The sequence below is a fragment of the Streptomyces sp. NPDC034103 genome, assembly GCF_055575395.1.
In genome coordinates this window covers 69,139-88,652 of sequence record NZ_JBVISS010000013.1, presented here as the reverse complement: position 1 = coordinate 88,652, position 19,514 = coordinate 69,139, and the positions used below count along the sequence as shown (strand labels likewise).

Genomic DNA, 19,514 nt, shown 5'->3' with positions numbered 1-19,514 from the left:
AGTGTGAACAGCAGTGAGGAGATGGCCGTGTCGGGTATGTCGGCGGGCCGGTCAGCCATGCGGATGGGACCCGCTGAGCTGGTGCAGGCGGCGGCGATGGCCCGCCGCTTCTACCTCGAGGGCAAGTCCAAGATCCAGATCGCCGAGGAGTTCGGCGTCAGCCGCTTCAAGGTGGCCCGGGTTCTGGAGACGGCCCTCGAGCGGGATCTCGTACGCATCGAGATCCGGGTGCCGGCCGAGCTGGACGCCGAGCGCTCGGACGCGCTGCGCGCCCGGTACGGCCTCAGGCACGCCGTCGTGGTGGAGTCGCCGGCCGAGGCCGAGGACTCGCCCGACCCCGAGAACCTCGGGGAGACGGCCGCCGACCTGCTCGGCGAGCTCGTCAACGAGGGCGATGTGCTGGGCCTGGCCTGGGGTCGGTCCACCATCCACATGGCGGCGGCCCTCGACCGGCTGCCCCCGTGCACGGTGGTGCAGCTGACGGGGGTCTACGACGCCGGGACCGCCGAGCGCGGCTCGGTGGAGGCGGTACGCCGGGCCGCTCAGGTCTCGGGCGGCGACGCCCACCCGATCTACGCGCCCATGCTGCTGCCGGACGTGGCCACCGCGGCCGCGCTGCGCAACCAGACCGGGATCGCCCGGGCCTTCGAGTACTTCGACAAGGTCACGGTCGCCTGTGTCTCCATCGGGTCCTGGGAGCCGGGCATCTCCACGGTCCACGACATGCTCAGCGACGAGGAGCGCGCGCACTACGCCTCGCTCGGTGTCGCCGCCGAGATGTCCGCGCACCTCTTCGACGGCGAGGGGCGCCGGGTGGGCCGGGACCTCGGCGAGCGGTGCATCACCGTCAAGGCCGACCAGCTCCGCCGTGTCCCCGAGGTCGTCGCGATCGCGGGCGGGGCGCGCAAGGCGTCCGCGATCGACGCGGTGCTGCGGTCCGGGCTGGTCACCAGCCTGGTCACGGACACCCAGGCCGCGGACGTGCTGATGACGACGGGCTCGACGCCGAGGCCGGCGCTGAACAGGTCCGACCCGGACGGACCCTGACGGAAGGTCATGCGGGGGCGGCCGTGACAGCGTGGGACGCATGCTGTCGCGGTGCGTCTCCCGGGTGCTTCTGTGTGTACTGCTGCTGGCCGGGTGCTCGGCCACCGGCGACGACCGTCCCGCGTGGGCCGGCGACCTGGCCACCGTCCAGGAGGCCCGGCTGCCCGCCCAGGCCCGCGAGACGCTCCGACTCATCGACGCGGGCGGTCCGTTCCCGTACCGCAAGGACGGCAGCGTCTTCGGGAACCTCGAGCGGCTGCTGCCCGCGCACCAGCGCGGTTACTACCACGAGTACACCGTCCCCACCCCGGGCTCGCACGACCGCGGGGCCCGGCGCATCGTCACGGGGGAGGGCGGGGAGATCTACTACACCGACGACCACTACGACTCGTTCAGGGCGGTACTGAGATGACACAGAGCGTGGTCGAGGTGGATCTCGCGGGTGTCTCGGACAAGCCGGGGCTGATGGACCGCTGCGCGCGGGACCTGGGCCTGCCGGACTGGTTCGGCCGCAACTGGGACGCGCTGGCCGACGTCCTGTCCGACCCCGGCCTGTGGCCGAGGGGCGCCACCGAGCGGGAGCCGCTGGTCGTCGTACGGAACTGGCGGACGTACGCCGAGGCGCGGCCGGACGAGTGGGAGACCGCGTGCGAGGTGTTCGCCGGGGCGTCCGCGCTCACGGTCGCGCTCGCCCTTGGAGGATCGTCCTAAGGGCCCTCTGACCTGCCTGGACGATCTGCCCGGGCATGGCATTCCGCTCGACATGGGACAATGAAGTACGTGCTCTTCCCCCTGGCTGACCTGTCCGGGGGCCACCTCTGAACGACTGGGATGTGCAGCACGTGCGTTTCCTCAATGACATCCAGCCCCCGTACGACCTGACGTACGACGACGTCTTCATGGTCCCGCGCCGCAGCGCGGTCGGTTCGCGTCAGGGTGTGGACCTCAGCTCCCCGGACGGCACGGGCACCACGATCCCGCTGGTCGTCGCCAACATGACCGCCATCGCCGGGCGCCGGATGGCCGAGACGATGGCCCGCCGCGGTGGCCTGGTGGTCATCCCGCAGGACATCCCGATCGAGGTCGTCACCGAGGTCGTGACCTGGGTCAAGAGCCGCCATCACGTCCTGGACACCCCGATCGTGCTGGCCCCGCACCAGACCGTCGCCGACGCCCTCGCGCTGCTGCCCAAGCGGGCGCACAACGCCGGTGTGGTCGTCGACGGGGACGGCCGGCCCGTCGGTGTCGTCACCGACGCGGACCTGACCGGCGTCGACCGCTTCACGCAGCTGGAGGTCGTCATGTCGCGCGACCTGCTGCTCCTGGACGCCGACATCGACCCGCGCGAGGCGTTCAACCGGCTCGACGCGGCCAACCGCCGCTACGCGCCCGCCGTCGGCCGTGACGGCACCCTCGCCGGCATCCTCACCCGCAAGGGGGCCCTGCGCGCCACGCTGTACACGCCCGCCGTGGACGCGCACGGCAAGCTGCGGATCGCCGCCGCCGTCGGCATCAACGGTGACGTGGCCGGCAAGGCCAAGCAGCTGCTCGACGCGGGCGTGGACACGCTCGTCATCGACACGGCGCACGGCCACCAGGAGTCGATGATCAGCGCGATCAAGGTGGTCCGCGCGCTCGACCCGCAGGTGCCGATCGTGGCCGGCAACATCGTGGCCGCCGAGGGTGTGCGGGACCTCATCGAGGCCGGCGCGGACATCATCAAGGTCGGCGTGGGCCCCGGTGCCATGTGCACCACCCGCATGATGACCGGTGTGGGCCGGCCGCAGTTCTCGGCGGTCCTGGAGTGCGCGGCCGAGGCCAAGAAGTACGGCAAGCACGTGTGGGCCGACGGCGGTGTCCGGCACCCGCGCGATGTCGCCATGGCGCTGGCCGCGGGCGCGTCCAACGTGATGATCGGCTCCTGGTTCGCGGGCACCTACGAGTCGCCGGGCGACCTCCAGCAGGACGCGAGCGGACGCCTGTACAAGGAGTCCTTCGGCATGGCGTCCGCGCGTGCGGTGCGCAACCGCACCTCGGAGGAGTCGGCGTACGACCGGGCCCGCAAGGCGCTGTTCGAGGAGGGCATCTCCACCTCCCGGATGTTCCTCGACCCGACCCGGCCGGGCGTCGAGGACCTGATCGACTCGATCATCGCGGGCGTCCGCTCCTCCTGCACCTACGCCGGTGCGGGCTCTCTGGAGGAGTTCGCCGAGAAGGCCGTCGTCGGCATCCAGAGCGCCGCCGGCTACGCCGAGGGCAAGGCGCTGCACGCCAGCTGGAGCTGAGGCACCGCCTCCGTCGGACGCGGCCCCCGTCGAAGAGCCGGGGGCCGTGCGCGCTGCCGCGCCCTTGGCCCTGTCGTCGGGTTTCCGTCGTCGCCCGGAGGGCCCGCCGCGCGGCACCGGGACCGAGCCGATCCAGGCCGTCGAGCGGCCGGATCGGCCATGGAACCTGCCCTGACCAGGCCCGGCGCAACACTCCGAAAGCCCTTGTGCAACGAACACCCGTCCCCTCGCCACGAACGCAACGAACTTGCGGATACGCGCAAGGTTGCTGCATTACGACCGCGATGCCCTGGCTCGTAGGGTCATGCGCTGTACGTAGCGTGGCGGGGACCCCGCTCGGTGGGTTCCTGCCTCGCGCAGGTGCGCCGCCGGCCCCCGCCGCCATCAGGCAGTGACGAAGGAGTCAGCGCGTGCTCGACCAAGGCGCACCCCCGCAACAGCGCACCGGGACCGGATCGTCGTCCCCCGGGTTCGGCGCCCGTCTGATGCGGCGCAAGCCCGTGGAACGCCTGGTGGCCGAGGGTGGCCAGGGTGAGGGCGGCAGTCTGCGCCGGTCCCTCGGACTCTGGCAGCTGACCATGATCAGCATCGGTGCCACGCTCGGCACCGGCATCTTCGTGGTGCTCGGGGAGGCCGTGCCCAAGGCCGGGCCGGCGGTCACCCTGTCCTTCGTGATCGCGGGTCTGACGGCGCTGTTCTCGGCCCTGTCCTACGCCGAGCTGGCCGGCACGATCCCGGTCTCGGGGTCCTCGTACTCGTATGCGTACGCAACGATGGGTGAGCTGGTCGCCTGGGTCTGCGGCTGGTGTCTGATCCTGGAGTACGGCGTCTCGGTCGCCGCCGTCGCCGTCGGCTGGGGCGAGTACCTCAACGAACTCCTCGACGGGACCCTCGGCGTCACCATCCCGGACGCCCTGTCCGCACCGCCCGGCGACGGCGGTGTCTTCAACCTCCCGGCGCTGATCGTCGTCCTGCTCGCCATGGCCTTCCTGTTGGGCGGTGCCCGGGAGTCCGCGCGGGCCAACACCGTCATGGTCATCGTGAAGATCGCCGCGCTGGTGCTGTTCTGCGCCATCGGCGTCCAGGGCTTCCGCTCCGGCAACTACGACAACTTCATGCCGCTCGGCATGGCGGGTGTGAGCGCGGCCGGCGCCACGCTGTTCTTCTCCTACATCGGCTTCGACGCCGCCTCCACCGCCGGTGAGGAGGCGAAGAACGCCCAGCGCGACCTGCCGCGCGCGATCATGCTGTCGCTGGTCATCGTGACGGCGCTGTACGTCCTCGTCGCGGCCGTCGCGGTCGGCGCCAAGCCCTGGCAGCGGTTCGGGGACTCCGAGGCCGCGCTCGCCCAGATCATGCGCGACGTGACCGGACAGGCCTTCTGGGGCACCCTGCTGGCGTTCTGCGCGGTCATCGCCATCGCGAGCGTCGTCCTGACCGTGCTCTACGGCCAGACCCGCATCCTCTTCGCGATGTCCCGGGACGGGCTCGTGCCCAAGGCGTTCTCGCGGGTGCACCAGAAGACCGGCACGCCCCGCGTCAACACGGTCATCGTCTCCCTGTTCTGCGGGGTCCTGGCCGCCGCGATCCCGCTGGGGCAGCTCGCGGACGCCACCAGCATCGGCACCCTCTTCGCCTTCGGTCTGGTCAACATCGCGGTCGTGGTGCTGCGCCGGACCCGACCCGACATGCCCCGCACCTTCCGGGTGCCGCTGTCGCCGGTGCTGCCCGCGCTGGGGCTCGGCTTCTGCGTCTGGATGATGGGCAGCCTGTCCGCCGTCACCTGGGTGGTCTTCGGGGTCTGGATGGCGGTCGGGCTCGTGTTCTACTTCGTGTACGGCCATCGCCGTTCCCGTCTGGCAACGCCTGAGGCGCTCCCGTCCCGCACCGACTGAGACGCTCCCGTCTCGCAACACCTGAGAGCTGATCCACCCACCGTGCTCAACGATCTCGACGAACGCATCGTCCACGCCCTCGCCGAGGACGCCCGCCGCTCCTACGCGGACATCGGGCAGATCGTCGGCCTCTCCGCGCCCGCCGTGAAGCGGCGCGTGGACCGGCTGCGCGCCACCGGGGCCATCACCGGCTTCACGGTCCGGGTCGACCCGTCGGCCCTCGGCTGGGAGACCGAGGGGTTCGTCGAGATCTACTGCCGGCACAACACCTCGCCGGACACCATCCGGCGGGGGCTGGAGCGGTACCAGGAGGTCGTGGCCGCGTCCACCGTCACCGGGGACGCGGACGCGGTCGTGCAGGTCTTCGCCTCCGACATGCGGCACTTCGAGCGGGTCCTGGAGCGGATCGCGGGCGAGCCCTTCGTGGAGCGCACCAAGTCGGTGCTGGTGCTGTCCCCGCTGCTGCGGAGGTTCTCCTCGGGATCGCCCGCCTGATCCGTAGATCCCGTAGAGGGCGTCCCCGCCCGGGGACCTGGCCCGGGCCGTTTTTTCGCTGGGCAGCGGGGCCGGGACTGTCTACCATCGATGCCATGACCTGGCGACATTGATCCACCAGCCGTGCCTCCCGAGGACCGCCTCGGACGCCGTACCGACGACGTCCGAACCGTCCTTCCGGGAAGGCCTCATGACACTCTCACCCGCACGCGTGCCCACGACCGGCGTCCGCCGGCTGACGGCCACGCTGTACGGCTACACGTTCCTCGACGACTTCGTCCTGCTCTACCCGGTGTACGCGCTGCTGTTCGCGGACACCGGCATGTCGCTCTGGCAGATCTCCTCCCTGTTCGCCCTGTGGTCGATCACGGCCGTCGTGCTGGAGGTCCCCTCCGGCGCCCTCGCCGACGCGGTCTCCCGACGGCTGCTGCTGTGGGTCGGCCCGCTGTTCAACGCGGCCGGGTTCACCCTGTGGGTGCTTCTCCCGTCGTACGGGGCCTTCGCGCTCGGTTTCGTCCTGTGGGGCGTCGGCGGCGCGCTGTGCTCCGGCTCGCTGGAGGCGCTGGCCTACGACGAACTGGACCGGCTCGGGGCCGCCGACCGGTACGCGCGCGTGATGGGACGTGTGCGGGCGGCACGGCTGGCGGCCACCATGGCGGCGATCGGCCTCGCCGGGCCGGTGTTCGCGCTCGGCGGCTACGCGGCCGTGGGCGCGGGCAGTGTGCTGGCCTGTCTGCTGGCCACGGTGGTGGCGACCCGCCTTCCGGAACACCGGACGCGGCCGGAGGACGGGGGCGACGGCTGGGCGGCGACCCTGCGGGCCGGACTCGCCGAGGCGCGCGGAGACCGTTCCGTACGAGGGGCTCTGCTGCTGATCCCGGCCGTCGCCGCGGTGTGGGGCGCGCTGGACGAGTACACCCCGCTCCTGGTCCGGGACACCGGGGTGGCGGAGGCCTCGGTGCCCGGTCTGATCCTGCTCGTGTGGACGCTCGTCACGGCCGCGAGCCTGCTGACCGGACCGGCCGAACGCCTGGGCGCGACCGGTACGGCCTGGCTGCTCGCGGCCTCCGCGGGGGCCCTGGCGGTCGGCGCGGCGGTCCGGACACCGGCCGGGATCGCGCTCGTCGGCCTCGCCTTCGGCGGGTTCCAGCTGGCCGAGGTGCTCGCCGACGTCCGCCTCCAGCACCGCATCGACGACGCCCGCCGCGCCACCCTCACCTCCCTCGCGAGCCTGGGCACCGAGCTGGTCACGGTCGCCACGTTCGGCGCGTACGCCCTGCTCGGCACGGTCGCGGCCCACAGCACCGTGTTCGTGGTGCTCGCGGTGCCCTATCTGGTGACGGCGCTGGTGCTGGCGTCGGCCAGAGGTCGGGCTGCCACGGCACGACCGTGAAGTCACCCGTGCCCTGCCCGACCTTCTCGAACGGGGCCGAACTCACGCACTTCGGCAGGTCCTTGGGACCCAGGTTTTCGGTCGCCGCCCAGCTGTGGCCGAGCCGGTCGCGGTGGCCGGCGTCGTGCACCGTGACGCCGACCCGGGTGCCCTTGGCGCCCGGCAGGTCGGAGTCGGTGACGACGCCGGACACCACGGCCACCTTGCCGCCGGTGAGCAGACTTCGCCCAGGCGCCGCGGCCGTCGACGTAGTGGCTTGGCGGTGCCGGTGAGGGCGGCGGCCTCCCGGGGTTTCGTCTGGACGCGGCGCGCGGGGCGGTCCGCTCCGCCCGCCCGCCCGAGGCGGTCGCGGAGGCGGCGGCCGCCGTGGAGAGGAGCAGTGCGGCGCCGAGCGCAGTGATCTTCGTACGACGGTCCATGACCGTCCTTTCCGTGGGGACGCGGGGCGCTCGCCACTGTCCTGGGGCCGCGTCCCCCGGGCATCGCGCCACGGTCGGCACTCCGGCTACGCCCCGGGTCGCGCCCGCTCCCGCCGCGTACGCCCGCAGGGGGACGCCCGGCTGCGCAACGAATCGCCGCCGGGCCCGCGAGCGACGCAACAAACCGCTCACCAGCGCGCAACGGCTCCTTCTTGTCCGCCCTGGTCAGCCGCCCGTACCGTCTACATGGCCCCCACATCCACCCTTTCGCCCCGGTGAGGACACGCATGCGTACCGCCCTGCTCCAGAGCTCCGGCCGCCCCGGCTCGGTCGACGGGAACCTCAAGGTCCTCGACGAGGCCGCGGGCCGGGCCGCCGCCGCGGGTGCCGGGCTGCTGGCCGCGCCGGAGATGTTCCTGACGGGGTACGCGATCGGCGACGACATCGCCCGCCTCGCCGAGCCCGCCGACGGCGACAGCGCGGACGCGGTCGCGGAGATCGCCGCGCGGCACGGCATCGCCCTCGCGTACGGCTACCCGGAGCGCTCCGGCGACGCGGTCTTCAACTCCGCCCAGCTGATCTCGGCCACGGGCGACCGCCTCGCCAACTACCGCAAGACGCACCTCTTCGGCTGCTTCGAGCGCGACCATTTCACGCCGGGCGAGCAGCCGGTCGTGCAGACGGAGCTCGACGGCGTCCGCGTCGGCCTCATGATCTGCTACGACGTCGAGTTCCCGGAGAACGTCCGCGCCCACGCCCTCGCGGGCACCGACCTGCTGGTCGTCCCGACCGCGCAGATGCACCCCTTCCAGTTCGTCGCCGAGTCGATGATCCCGGTGCGCGCCTTCGAGAACCAGATGTACGTGGCGTACGTCAACCGGGTCGGCACGGAAGGGGAGTTCGAGTTCGTCGGCCTCTCCACCCTCGCCGGCCCCGACGGGGTGGCCCGCACCCGCGCCGGACGCGGTGAGGAGCTGGTGTTCGCCGACGCCGACCCCGCCTTCGTCGCCGCCTCCCGCGAGGCGAACCCGTATCTGACGGACCGCCGCCCCGGTCTCTACGGGTCCCTGGTCTGAAGCCCCCTTTCCCTGTTGTCGCAAGGAGTCCGTACCCCATGACGTCCACGGTGCCCAACGCCGTCCAGCACGCCGACGAGCAGCAGCCGCCGATCACCATGTTCGGCCCGGACTTCCCGTACGCGTACGACGACTTCCTCGCCCACCCCGCGGGCCTCGGCCAGATACCGGCGACCGAGCACGGCAGCGAGGTCGCGGTGATCGGCGGCGGGCTGTCCGGCATCGTGGCCGCCTACGAGCTGATGAAGATGGGCCTCAGGCCGGTCGTCTACGAGGCCGACCAGATCGGCGGCCGGCTGCGGACCGTGGACTTCGACGGACCGGGCACCGACGGCCTGAGCGCCGAGATGGGCGCGATGCGCTTCCCGCCCTCCTCCACCGCCCTCCAGCACTACATCGACCTGGTCGGACTCGAGACCCGCCCCTTCCCCAACCCCCTTGCGGAGGCGACCCCTTCGACGGTCGTCGACCTCAAGGGTGAGTCGCACTACGCCGAGACGATCGAGGACCTGCCGCAGGTCTACCGTGACGTCGCCGCCGCCTGGAACAAGTGCCTCGAAGACGGCGCCGACTTCTCCGACATGAACCAGGCCATGCGCGAGCGGGACGTGCCGCGCATCCGCGAGATCTGGGCACAGCTCGTCGAGAAGCTCGACAACCAGACCTTCTACGGCTTCCTCTGCGACTCCGAGGCCTTCCGGTCCTTCCGGCACCGCGAGATCTTCGGCCAGGTCGGCTTCGGCACCGGCGGCTGGGACACCGACTTCCCCAACTCCATCCTGGAGATCCTGCGGGTCGTCTACACCGAGGCCGACGACCACCACCGCGGCATCGTCGGCGGCTCCCAGCAGCTGCCGCTCCGGCTGTGGGAGCGCGCGCCGGAGAAGATCGTCCACTGGCCCTACGGCACCTCGCTGGCCGAGCTGCACGCGGGCCGCGAGCCTCGTCCCGCGGTGACCCGGCTGCACCGCACGGCCGGCAACCGGATCACGGTCACCGACGCGAACGGCGACATCCGCACCTACCGGGCGGCGATCTTCACCGCCCAGTCCTGGATGCTGCTGTCGAAGATCGCCTGCGACGACTCGCTCTTCCCGATCGACCACTGGACGGCGATCGAGCGCACCCACTACATGGAGTCCAGCAAGCTCTTCGTGCCCGTGGACCGGCCGTTCTGGCTGGACAAGGCCGTCGACGACAGGGGAAACCCGACCGGGCGGGACGTCATGTCGATGACCCTCACCGACCGTATGACGCGCGGGACTTACCTCCTGGACGACGGCCCCGACAAGCCGGCCGTCATCTGCCTGTCGTACACCTGGTGCGACGACAGCCTGAAGTGGCTGCCGCTGTCCGCGAACGAGCGGATGGAGGTCATGCTGAAGTCGCTGGGGGAGATCTACCCGAAGGTCGACATCCGCAGCCACATCATCGGCAACCCGATCACCGTCTCCTGGGAGAACGAGCCCTACTTCATGGGCGCGTTCAAGGCCAACCTGCCGGGCCACTACCGCTACCAGCGGCGGCTGTTCACCCACTTCATGCAGGACCGGCTGCCCGAGGACAAGCGGGGCATCTTCCTCGCCGGCGACGACATCTCCTGGACGGCCGGCTGGGCCGAGGGGGCGATCCAGACCGCCCTCAACGCGGTGTGGGGCGTCATGCACCACTTCGGTGGGGCGACGGACGCGACGAACCCGGGTCCGGGTGACGTCTACGACGAGATCGCGCCGGTCGAACTCCCGGAGGACTAGCCTCGGTTCGGCCTACTTGCTCTCGACCCTGCCGAGCGGGTCGGGAGCGGCCGCCAGCGCGTCGCACGCCGTCCGCCACGCGGGGTCCCCGGTGTGGAGCGCGCTGCGGAGGTAGGCGGTGGTGAGCCGCTGGACCAGGGCGACCCGGTCGGGGCTCTCGTCGGTGGTCTCGGCGACGTCGTACCCGGAGACCCCGCCCAGTCCGTGCTCCGCGTCGAAGAGGGTGAGCAGCGACTTGGGGCCGGGGGAGAGGTCGTAGGGGTCCCGGAACCACTCCGGGCCCCGGACGGTCAGATGTGTGGCGGCGTCCTTGGCGCCGACGACCACGAGGGCCGGTGTGCGCATGCCGGAGAAGTCCGGACCGGCCATGAACGCATAGTTCTCGGCCACGAAGTCGGTGACGGAGTCACCGCCCCCGCCCGGCGCCGCGAGCAGCACACCCGCCGTGATCCGGGGCTCGGTCAGATCCACCACCGTGCCGTCGAGCGGGTCGGTGACCCGGGTGCCCAGCAGCATGCTCGCGGTGTGCCCGCCCATGGAGTGCCCGGCCACCGCGACCTTCTCGCGGTCCAGACGCCCGCGCAGCTGGGGCACGGCCTCCTCGACGAGGTCGAGTCCGTCGAGGACGCGGGACATGTCCTCGGCGCGGGACCGCCAGAACAGGGGCGCCCCCGGGGTGTCGGGGTCCAGGCGCAGCGACCGCGAGCTCAGGTGGGTCGGCTGGATCACCACGAAACCCTGTGCCGCCCAGTGGTGGGCGAGGGGCGCGTAGCCGTTCAGGGAGGAGAGGTGGTTCGAGTGGCCCTGGCCGTGCGACAGGAGGAGGAGGGGCAGGTCGCTTCCGGTGACGGGCGCGGAGACCCGTATCTGGAGGTCCACGGCGCGGCCCGGGGCGGGCAGCACGATCGGGCTGACGGAGAGGACGGGTGCGTTCACGATGACTGGTCTCCTTCGGCTTCAGCCGGAGCTGAAAGCGGAACACTGTTCCGTTTAATATACGGAACAGTGTTCCGTTTGGTCAACGGCTAAGGTCGTCCCTGGCTGAAGGCCATGCCCGGCCGAGGCCACGCCGGACGTCAACGCCGTCGGAAGGACAGCACGGTGCCCACTGGAGACCAGCCCGGGGCGGTGTCGCCCCGGAGCAAGCGGGCCGACGCGCAGCGCAACCAGCAGACGCTGCTCGCCGCCGCGGCCGACGTCTTCGTCACCTCCGGCGTCGACGCGCCGATCCGGGAGATCGCGGCCAGGGCGGGGGTCGGGCTCGGGACGATCTACCGGCACTTCCCGACCCGGGCCGATCTCGTCGTCGCCGTCTACCGCCACCAGGTCGAGGCCTGCGCCGAGGCCGGGCCGCGGCTGCTCGCCGAGTCCGACTCGCCCTGGGAGGCGCTCGGCCGATGGGCCGACCTGTTCGTCGACTTCCTGGTCACCAAGCACGGCCTCGCCAACGCCCTGCAGTCGGACAGCAGCGGCTTCGACGCCCTGCACGCCTACTTCCTGGACCGCCTGGTGCCCGTCTGCACCCAACTGCTGGACGCGGCCGCGGAGGCCGGCGAGATCGACTCCGACATCGAGGCCTACGAACTGATGCGCGGCATCGGCAACCTCTGCATCGGACGCGGCGGCGACCGCCCCTACGACCCGCGCCGCCTGGTCGCCCTGCTCCTGCGCGGCCTGCGGGTCCCGCCGGCGCCCTGAACCGCGGGGGTCCGGGCGCCACGCCGACCGGGTCCGGTTCCGCGACGGAGCCGGCTCAGTCCGGCAGCGGTGTCAGCAGCATCCGTCCCGCGAAGCCGACCGCGGTGTCCAGCCGCTGCGTGAACTCCTCGGCCACGTCGGGCAGTCCGCGCAGCGCCCACAGGGCCCGGGCGGCCGTCCAGGTGGCCTCCCGGGCGCGCTCCAGGCTCCACGCGCCGAGCAGATGGGTGAGCGGGTCGGCGATCTGGAGGAGGTCGGGGCCCGGCATCAGTTCTTCGCGGATGCGCTCCTCCAGCGACACGAGGAGATCGCCCACGCGGTCGAACTCGTCCTCCACGTCCACGGGTTCGCAGCCGAGCGTACGGCAGGTGTCCACCACCGCCAGCGCGAGATCGTGCCCGATGTGCGCGTTGATGCCCGCGAGCGCGAACTGCAGCGGGCGTACGCCGGGATGGCGGCGGTACTGGAACAGGGGCCGCCAGCACGCGGGCGGGCGGCGCTCGACCGCCGCCACCTCGACGGCCCGCAGATACCGCTCGGCGAACCGTACGTCCAGCGTGATCGCCGCCCGCGCGTCCGTGAACCGGCCGGCGTCGATGCCCCGGTCGACCGCCTCGGTGACGGCGAGGTAGACGCGGTTGAACACCGCGATCCCGTCCCGTTGCGGAAGCGCCTCGTCCAGGGCGCGCATCCGGGAGACGACGGTGTCGACCGGAGTGACGAACTGTTCCAACTGCGACATGCAGGCAGGGTCCCAGGCCTAGGGTGGCCGGAGCACCGGCGGGACCGACGCTTCCCCAGAACGGGGGAACGCGCCCGCTGAAGGGGGAGGGGTTCACTGGTGGCGGGCTCACGTGCGCACCGCCTGGCCGAACGCAAGGCCGAGCGCAGGCGTGCCGCACGGCGCAACGGCATGGTCGCGGCGGCCTCCGTCGTGGTCGCCCTGGGCACCGCGACCGGGATGATCTCGGCGCTCGACGACCGGCGAGGCTCCGACGAGGCACGCCCGGAGGTGACGGCGTCCCCGACCCTGAAGCTCCAGCCGCCCACGCCGACGCCGTCCCCCTCGGCCACCAGGTCGGCCTCCGCGTCCGCCTCGCCGAAGAAGAGGACCGCGAGCCCCTCGCCCTCACCGACGAGGACCGAGAAGAAGCAGCAGGCCGCCGCCGTCCCCACCCGGCTCTACCGCCACCCCGCCTCCCAGGTCCTCGACTGGGTCCGCGCCCACCCCGGCGACCCGCGCGAGGACGTCATAGCGTCCCGCATCGCCGACCGGCCGGCGGCCGTCTGGTTCGCCGACTACACCCCGTCGACCATCCTGGCACGCGTGCGCGCGGTCACCTCCGGGGGCGCGGCGCAGGGCCGGGTGCCGGTGGTCGTGGCGTACGCGATCCCGGACCGCGACTGCGGCGGGGCCTCCCAGGGCGGGGCGCCGGACCTCGACGCCTACGACGCCTGGATCGACCGGTTCGCCGCGGGGCTCGGCTCCGGCGAGGTCGTGGTGATCCTGGAACCCGACTCGATCGCCCAGTCCGAGTGTCTCTCCCCGGCCCAACGCGCCGACCGCTTCGCCTCGTTGGCCCGTGCGGGGCGTGTCCTGAAGGAGGCCGACCCCAGGGCCCGGGTCTACTTCGACGCCGGCCACTCCGGCTGGCACCCCGCGGCCAGACAGGCGGAACTGCTACGACAGGCGGGCGCCGCCTCCGCGGCCTCCTCCGACGGCGTCTTCAGCAACGTCTCCAACTTCCACCGCACCGCCGACGAGATCGCCTACGACCGACAGGTCCTCGCCGCCCTCCGGGCCCCGGCGGGCCTCGGCGCGGTCATCGACACCAGCCGCAACGGCGCCGGCGCCCCCGCCGACGGCGAGTGGTGCGACCCGGCCGGCCGCAAGCTCGGCCGGGCCCCGACCCTGAACACCGGCGAGCCACGCATCGACGGCTACCTGTGGGTGAAGCTGCCGGGGGAGTCGGACGGCTGCAAGGGCGCGCCGGGCACGTTCACCCCGTCCTACGCCTACGACTTGGCCTCGTCGTAATCGTCGTAGTCCTCGTAGGCCGAGGTGCCCTCGTCCAGCAGCGGCTGCTGCGTCTTGAGGTGGGCCGGGGCGAAGGCCCGCAGCGCGTGGTAGCCGGTGATGACGACCAGCGTGCCCAGCGCGATGCCGCTCAGCGAGAAGGTGTCGGTGAACTTCATCGTCACGTCGCCGACACCGATGATGATGCCCGCCGCGGCCGGCACCAGGTTGAGCGGATTGCGCAGGTCCACCTTGGCGTTGATCCAGATCTGCGCGCCGAGCAGGCCGATCATGCCGTAGAGGATGACGGTGATGCCGCCGAGGACACCGCCGGGGATCGCGGCGACGACCGCGCCGAACTTGGGGCACAGGCCGAACAGCAGCGCGAAACCGGCGGCGGCCCAGTAGGCGGCCGTCGAGTAGACGCGGGTCGCGGCCATCACGCCGATGTTCTCGGAGTACGTGGTGTTCGGCGGCCCGCCGAGCGCGGTGGACAGCATCGAGCCGACGCCGTCGGCCGAGATCGCGGTGCCGAGCCGGTCGTCCAGCGAGTCGCCGGTCATCTCGCCGACCGCCTTCACATGCCCGGCGTTCTCGGCGACCAGGGCGATGACGACAGGCAGCGCGACCAGGATCGCCGACCACTCGAAGGACGGGCCGTGGAAGCTCGGCAGTCCGATCCAGTCGGCCCGGCCGACGGCGGAGAGGTCCAGGCGCCAGTGGTCGGTGACCTTGCCGCTCGCGTCGACGGAGTGGATGCGGCCGAAGATCCGGTCGAAGGCCCAGGAGACGCCGTAGCCGAGGACCAGCCCGAGGAAGATCGCGATCCGGGACCAGAAGCCACGCAGACAGACGACCGCCAGACCGGTGAACACCATCACCAGCAGGGCCGTCCACTGGTCCTGCGGCCAGTACGTGGAGGCGGTCACCGGCGCCAGGTTGAAGCCGATCAGCATGACCACCGCGCCGGTGACGATCGGCGGCATCGCCGCGTGGATGATCCGCGCCCCGAACCTCTGCACGGCGACACCGACCAGGAACAGCGCGACGCCGACGACGAAGACCGCGCCGGTCACCGTGGCGCTCGTACCGCCCTGCGCCCGGATGACGGCGGCCACGCCCACGAACGACAGCGAGCAGCCGAGGTAGCTCGGCACCCGGCCGCGGGTGGCGAGCAGGAAGATCACGGTCGCGACGCCCGACATCATGATCGCGAGGTTGGGGTCCAGGCCCATCAGGACCGGCGCCACGAACGACGCCCCGAACATCGCCACCACATGCTGCGCGCCGAGGCCGACCGTGCGCGGCCAGGACAGCCGCTCGTCGGGGCGGACCACCGCTCCGGGCGCCGGGACGCGTCCGTCGCCGTGCAGTTTCCAGCCGACGCCAAGATCCATGGTGCGGTTTCGCTTTCGTCGTACGTGCGGATGTCCGGACCATTGTCAGGGAGATCCGCGCAGGTCACCGCCCCGGGTCGGGTATCCGTCCGAGCGCCCGCCTAAGGTGGGGGTGTCTCTGCCGTACGCCCCTGGAGCACCACCCGTGACCGTCGAAGCGCCCCCGTCCACCGCCCTGCACCACGGCCGGCTGATCCCCGTCACCGTCCACTTCGACGACCTGGACGCCCTCGGACTGCTGCACAACGCTCGCTACCCGCTCAAGGTCGAGCAGGCCTGGACCGAGCTGTGGCAGGAGCACGGCATCCACTTCGACGGCGACTGGGTCGCTGCCGGTGACGCCTGCAACGCGGTCAAGGAACTCCGGATCAGCTACGAGGCCCCGGTCACCAGGGCCGGCGCCTACGCCGTCCACCTCTGGCTGGAGCGGCTCGGCACCACCGGCCTGACGTACGGCTTCCGGTTCTGCTCGCGGGACGGCTCGGTGACCTACGCGCGGGGCGCCCGTGTCCTGGTCCGGCTGGACCCCGAGACGATGCGCCCGACGCCGTGGAGCGAACGGTTCAGGGCCGCCGGTCGGGCACTGCTGCGGCCGGGCGGCTGACCTTCGGGCGGTCGCGGTCGCCGGCGCGCAGCACACCCGCGAAGGCCACCAGCCCGCTCGCCAGCACGGTCACCAGGGCGAACGACACCAGCAGGCTGGTCGCCTGGGCGATGGTGCCGATCGCGCTCGGGGCGACGAGCCCCGAGGTGTACGTGATCGTCGCGACGCCCGCGATGGCCAGGCTGGGATTGGCGCCGCTGCGGCCCGCGGCGGCGAAGCACAGCGGGACCACCACGGCGATGCCGAGACCCATGAGCGCGAATCCGGACATCGCCATCGCCGGGTTCTTCGCCACGACGATGAGCACACCGCCGAGCACCGCAAGGACCCCACCGGCCCGCACCGTGCGCACCGAGCCGAAGCGGTCCACGATCCGGTCGCCGGCGATCCGCGCGACCGCCATGGTGAGGGTGAAGCCGGTCGTGCACGCCGCCGCGAGTCCCGCCGAGGCCTCCAGCTGGTCCCGCAGATACACCGCCGACCAGTCCAGGCTCGCGCCCTCCGCGAAGACCGCGCAGAACCCGACGGCACCGATGAGCAGCGCGGACCTCGGCGGCAGCGCGAACCGCGGCGGGGGCTCCTCGTCCTCGGTGGGCTGGAGGTCCAGCACCCAACGACAGGCCAGCAGACCGAGCAGGGTCAGTACGCCGGCCGCCAGCGCGTGGTGCACCCGGGCGTCCGAGCCCAGGTGCGCGGCGAGCGTGCCGGCCGCCGAGCCGACCAGGGCGCCCGCGCTCCACATGCCGTGCAGGCCGGACATGATCGACCGGCCGAGCCGGTTCTCGATCTCGACGCCGAGCGCGTTCATCGCCACGTCGGCCATGCCGGCCGTCGCGCCGTAGACGAACAGGGCCAGGCACAGGGTCGCCAGGTTCGGGGCGAGGGCCGGCAGGACCAGGGAGAGCGTCCACAGGGCGATCAGCCCGCGCAGCGCGTTCCGTGCGCCGAAGCGGTGGCTGACACTGCCGGCCAGCGGCATCGCCACGGAGGCGCCGAGGGCGGGGAAGGCGAGGGCGAGGCCCAGCTGTCCCGCGCTGACCGAGGCATGGTCCTGGATCCACGGGACGCGGGTCGCGAACGATCCGGTGACGGCGCCGTGCACGGCGAAGACGGCCGCGACGGCGTACCGGGCGCGCCTCACCTGCCCCTGGTCGTACTGCACTGCACTCATGCTCCCGCCCCTTCGCGGTCTCCGGGCCCCATCGGCGACGTAAACTATCAGGGTCCCTGCCTGATAGATAGTCGATACGAGGCCGCCCTCGGGCCCGGCCGATCTGGAAGGATCCCGGCATGCCCGCATCCCCCAGCACCGCCCGGGTCATCAATGACCGGCTCGCCCTGCGCCTGCTCCAGCAGGAGGGCCCGTTGACGGCGGGACAACTGAAGCAGCTGACCGGACTGTCCCGGCCCACCGTCGCCGACCTGGTCGAACGCCTCATCGCCGCCGACCTGATCGAGGTGGTCGGGGAGTCCGGCGAGCAGCGCCGCGGACCGAACGCGAAGCTGTACGGCATCGTCGCGGACCTCGCGCACCTGGCCGCGCTCGACGTCCGCACCGAGGGTGTCCGGGTCGTCGTCTCCGACCTGCTGGGGCGCCCCCTGGCCGAGGCGTCCGTGCCGATCGGCGACGACACGGGGACCGGACCGGCCGTGGAGCAGGCCGTGGCGCTGGTCGAGCGGACCGCGAAGGAGGCCGGCGTGGACCGCCTCCACACGGTCGGCATCGGAGCCCCCGGCCTGATCGACCCGGCCACCGGTGAACTCCGCGACTCGACCGGCCTGCCCGCCTGGCACCGCCGCCTGGTCGCCGCCCTCCAGGAACGCCTCCCGAAGGCCCGCGTCCACGTCGAGAACGAGACCAACCTCGCGGCACTGGCGGAGCAGCGTGACGGCGCGGCGGGGGACCGGGACACCTTCGTGCTGTTGTGGCTCGGACACGGGACCGGGGCGGCGGTCGTCCTGGACGGCGTGCTGCGGCGAGGCGCTTCCGGGGGGACCGGGGAGATCGGCTTCCTGCCGGTGCCCGGCACCTCGGGACTGCCCTCGGCGACCGGCTGCGACGGCGGCTTCCACTCGCTGGCCGGCTCGGCGGCGATCGCGGAACTGGCCCGGCAGCACGGGGTGCGGGGCGCCGCGTCCGGGGCCGAGCCGGTGGCCGCGGCGCTGGTGGGGAACGCGGTGGCCGAAGGGGCCTACGGCTTCCTGGACGCCCTCGCCGACCGGCTCGCCGTGGGCGTCTCCTCCGTCGTGGCCGTCCTGGACCCCGGCTGCGTGGTCCTCGGCGGCGAGATCGGCCGGGCGGGCGGCGCGGACCTCGCCGACCGGGTGGCGCTCCGGGTCCGCCGGATGTCCCCCCTCCCGACCGAGGTACGCCCGAGCGCCCTCGGCGGCGACGCGGTCCTCCGCGGCGCCCTCCTGACGGCCCGCGACCACGCCCAGGACGAACTCTTCACGCCGGGCGAGCGCTGATCGCGGAGGCGGTTCGGGGGGCACGGGCCCCGGCGGGGGCCCCCGGGCCTCCGGGGCCCGCTGCGGCTACCGGGGCTATCGGGTGCCGTTGCGGGCGCGGGCGTCGTCGCGGTCACCCCGATGCCCAGCTCCCGCCGCGGTTACCGGCCCTTCCCGCGCAACCGGCTCCCGCCGGGGTCCCGGCCACCGCCCCGCGTCCACGGCCACCGCCCCCGCTCCTCTCACCCCTCGAACCGGCGGGCCAGATACTCCTCGAACGTCCCCTTGCCCACGGCCCGTTGCGGGGTCAGGTGGCCGCCCTCGCGGAAGGCGCGGTACGCCTTGCCCCACAGCGGCAGGTTCACCACGCCACGTCGGCGGCCCGTGGCCTTGAGGTATGCGCGGGCGAGCGAGTCGAAGGTGCGTACCTCGGGGCCGCCCAGGTCCGCCACGCGCCCCGCGGGCGCCGAGGCCGCCAACTCGGCCAGCCGGTCCGCGACTTCGGCCACCTCGATGGGCTGGTCGGAGACCCCGGCGGGCAGCGGCACCACCGGCGACTTGGCCAGCCCCTGGAGCATCATGACGAGCAGGTCGTGGAACTGGGTCGCCCGCAGCACGGTCCACCCCAGCCCGGACGCCTCGATCTGCTTCTCCACGGCGAGCTTGGCGCGGTAATAGGGGAACGGCACCCGGTCGACGCCGACGATCGAGATGTAGACCAGATGTCCCACCCCGGCCCGCCGCGCCGCCGCGATCAGGTGCGCGGCCGCCTTCTCGTCCCCGCCGGTCTGGCTGGAAGCGCAGTGCACGACCGTGTCCACGCCCTCGACGGCCGCGTCCAGCGCGGCACCGCCCTCGCGCAGGTCGACGGCGTACGGCTGGGCGTGCCGGCTGAGCACCCGCACCTCGTGCCCGTCCGCCCGCAGCCGCTCGGCGACGAGCCGGCCGAGTGTTCCGGTACCGCCGGTCACCAGGATCGTGGCCAT

General features: G+C 72.5%; 18 protein-coding genes. 13 read left to right on the top strand and 5 right to left on the bottom strand.

Annotation, left to right across the window (positions count from 1 at the left end):
• Positions 1-3: 3 nt before the first annotated feature.
• From ACZ56U_RS28415 to ACZ56U_RS28375, 9 genes are all read left to right on the top strand, one after another.
• Positions 4-1,047, top strand: coding sequence for a sugar-binding transcriptional regulator (locus ACZ56U_RS28415; RefSeq protein ID WP_469086816.1), 1,044 nt, complete (start codon positions 4-6; stop codon positions 1,045-1,047).
• A 40-nt stretch (positions 1,048-1,087) separates the two neighbouring features.
• Positions 1,088-1,459, top strand: a complete 372-nt coding sequence (locus tag ACZ56U_RS28410) for a guanyl-specific ribonuclease (RefSeq protein WP_469086815.1) — start codon at positions 1,088-1,090, stop codon at positions 1,457-1,459.
• Positions 1,456-1,758: a barstar family protein gene (locus ACZ56U_RS28405; RefSeq protein ID WP_469086814.1), complete on the top strand. Its 303-nt coding sequence runs from the start codon at positions 1,456-1,458 to the stop codon at positions 1,756-1,758. Before ACZ56U_RS28410 ends, ACZ56U_RS28405 begins: the two co-directional genes overlap by 4 nt.
• A 131-nt stretch (positions 1,759-1,889) precedes the next feature.
• Positions 1,890-3,332 carry a GuaB1 family IMP dehydrogenase-related protein gene (locus tag ACZ56U_RS28400; protein ID WP_469086813.1) on the top strand — a complete coding sequence of 481 codons (1,443 nt, stop codon included), beginning with the start codon at positions 1,890-1,892 and terminating at the stop codon, positions 3,330-3,332.
• Positions 3,333-3,742: 410 nt separating this feature from the next.
• Entirely contained in the window at positions 3,743-5,227 is a 1,485-nt protein-coding gene (locus ACZ56U_RS28395; RefSeq protein WP_469086812.1) for an amino acid permease, read from the top strand.
• A 42-nt stretch (positions 5,228-5,269) separates the two neighbouring features.
• The gene (locus ACZ56U_RS28390) at positions 5,270-5,722 is read left to right on the top strand and encodes an Lrp/AsnC family transcriptional regulator (RefSeq protein WP_469086811.1); all 453 of its coding nucleotides are present in this window, start codon (positions 5,270-5,272) and stop codon (positions 5,720-5,722) included.
• Between the two features lie 190 nt (positions 5,723-5,912).
• Entirely contained in the window at positions 5,913-7,115 is a 1,203-nt protein-coding gene (locus tag ACZ56U_RS28385) for an MFS transporter (RefSeq protein WP_469086810.1), read from the top strand.
• Positions 7,116-7,821: 706 nt separating this feature from the next.
• The gene (locus ACZ56U_RS28380) at positions 7,822-8,610 is read left to right on the top strand and encodes a carbon-nitrogen hydrolase family protein (protein ID WP_469086809.1); all 789 of its coding nucleotides are present in this window, start codon (positions 7,822-7,824) and stop codon (positions 8,608-8,610) included.
• A 38-nt stretch (positions 8,611-8,648) separates the two neighbouring features.
• The gene (locus tag ACZ56U_RS28375) at positions 8,649-10,364 is read left to right on the top strand and encodes a flavin monoamine oxidase family protein (RefSeq protein WP_469086808.1); all 1,716 of its coding nucleotides are present in this window, start codon (positions 8,649-8,651) and stop codon (positions 10,362-10,364) included.
• A gap of 12 nt (positions 10,365-10,376) precedes the next feature.
• Here ACZ56U_RS28375 and ACZ56U_RS28370 read toward each other — a convergent pair whose 3' ends face one another.
• A complete protein-coding gene (locus tag ACZ56U_RS28370; RefSeq protein ID WP_469086985.1) occupies positions 10,377-11,303 on the bottom strand; it encodes an alpha/beta hydrolase family protein in 927 nt (308 codons plus the stop codon).
• A gap of 162 nt (positions 11,304-11,465) precedes the next feature.
• Here ACZ56U_RS28370 and ACZ56U_RS28365 point away from each other — a divergent pair, with 162 nt between their 5' ends.
• Entirely contained in the window at positions 11,466-12,062 is a 597-nt protein-coding gene (locus tag ACZ56U_RS28365; RefSeq protein WP_469086807.1) for a TetR/AcrR family transcriptional regulator, read from the top strand.
• Between the two features lie 55 nt (positions 12,063-12,117).
• Here ACZ56U_RS28365 and ACZ56U_RS28360 read toward each other — a convergent pair whose 3' ends face one another.
• Complete coding sequence (locus ACZ56U_RS28360) at positions 12,118-12,804, bottom strand: DUF5995 family protein (RefSeq protein ID WP_469086806.1); 687 nt, start codon at positions 12,802-12,804, stop codon at positions 12,118-12,120.
• A 171-nt stretch (positions 12,805-12,975) separates the two neighbouring features.
• On the opposite strand from ACZ56U_RS28360, the gene ACZ56U_RS28355 reads away from it, so the two are divergent.
• Complete coding sequence (locus tag ACZ56U_RS28355) at positions 12,976-14,100, top strand: glycoside hydrolase family 6 protein (RefSeq protein WP_469086984.1); 1,125 nt, start codon at positions 12,976-12,978, stop codon at positions 14,098-14,100.
• Here ACZ56U_RS28355 and ACZ56U_RS28350 read toward each other — a convergent pair.
• Positions 14,079-15,476, bottom strand: coding sequence for a uracil-xanthine permease family protein (locus ACZ56U_RS28350; RefSeq protein WP_469086805.1), 1,398 nt, complete (start codon positions 15,474-15,476; stop codon positions 14,079-14,081). The genes ACZ56U_RS28355 and ACZ56U_RS28350 overlap by 22 nt on opposite strands.
• Before the next feature lie 145 nt (positions 15,477-15,621).
• Between ACZ56U_RS28350 and ACZ56U_RS28345 the strand changes: the two genes are divergently transcribed.
• On the top strand, positions 15,622-16,080 hold the full coding sequence (locus ACZ56U_RS28345) for an acyl-CoA thioesterase (protein WP_469086804.1): 459 nt from the start codon (positions 15,622-15,624) through the stop codon (positions 16,078-16,080).
• Here ACZ56U_RS28345 and ACZ56U_RS28340 read toward each other — a convergent pair.
• Positions 16,040-17,251: an MFS transporter gene (locus ACZ56U_RS28340; RefSeq protein ID WP_469086803.1), complete on the bottom strand. Its 1,212-nt coding sequence runs from the start codon at positions 17,249-17,251 to the stop codon at positions 16,040-16,042. The genes ACZ56U_RS28345 and ACZ56U_RS28340 overlap by 41 nt on opposite strands.
• A gap of 119 nt (positions 17,252-17,370) precedes the next feature.
• Between ACZ56U_RS28340 and ACZ56U_RS28335 the strand changes: the two genes are divergently transcribed.
• A complete protein-coding gene (locus ACZ56U_RS28335) occupies positions 17,371-18,549 on the top strand; it encodes an ROK family transcriptional regulator (RefSeq protein ID WP_469086802.1) in 1,179 nt (392 codons plus the stop codon).
• Positions 18,550-18,770: 221 nt separating this feature from the next.
• Here the strand turns inward: ACZ56U_RS28335 and ACZ56U_RS28330 are convergent, their stop codons facing one another.
• On the bottom strand, positions 18,771-19,514 hold the full coding sequence (locus ACZ56U_RS28330; RefSeq protein ID WP_469086801.1) for an SDR family oxidoreductase: 744 nt from the start codon (positions 19,512-19,514) through the stop codon (positions 18,771-18,773).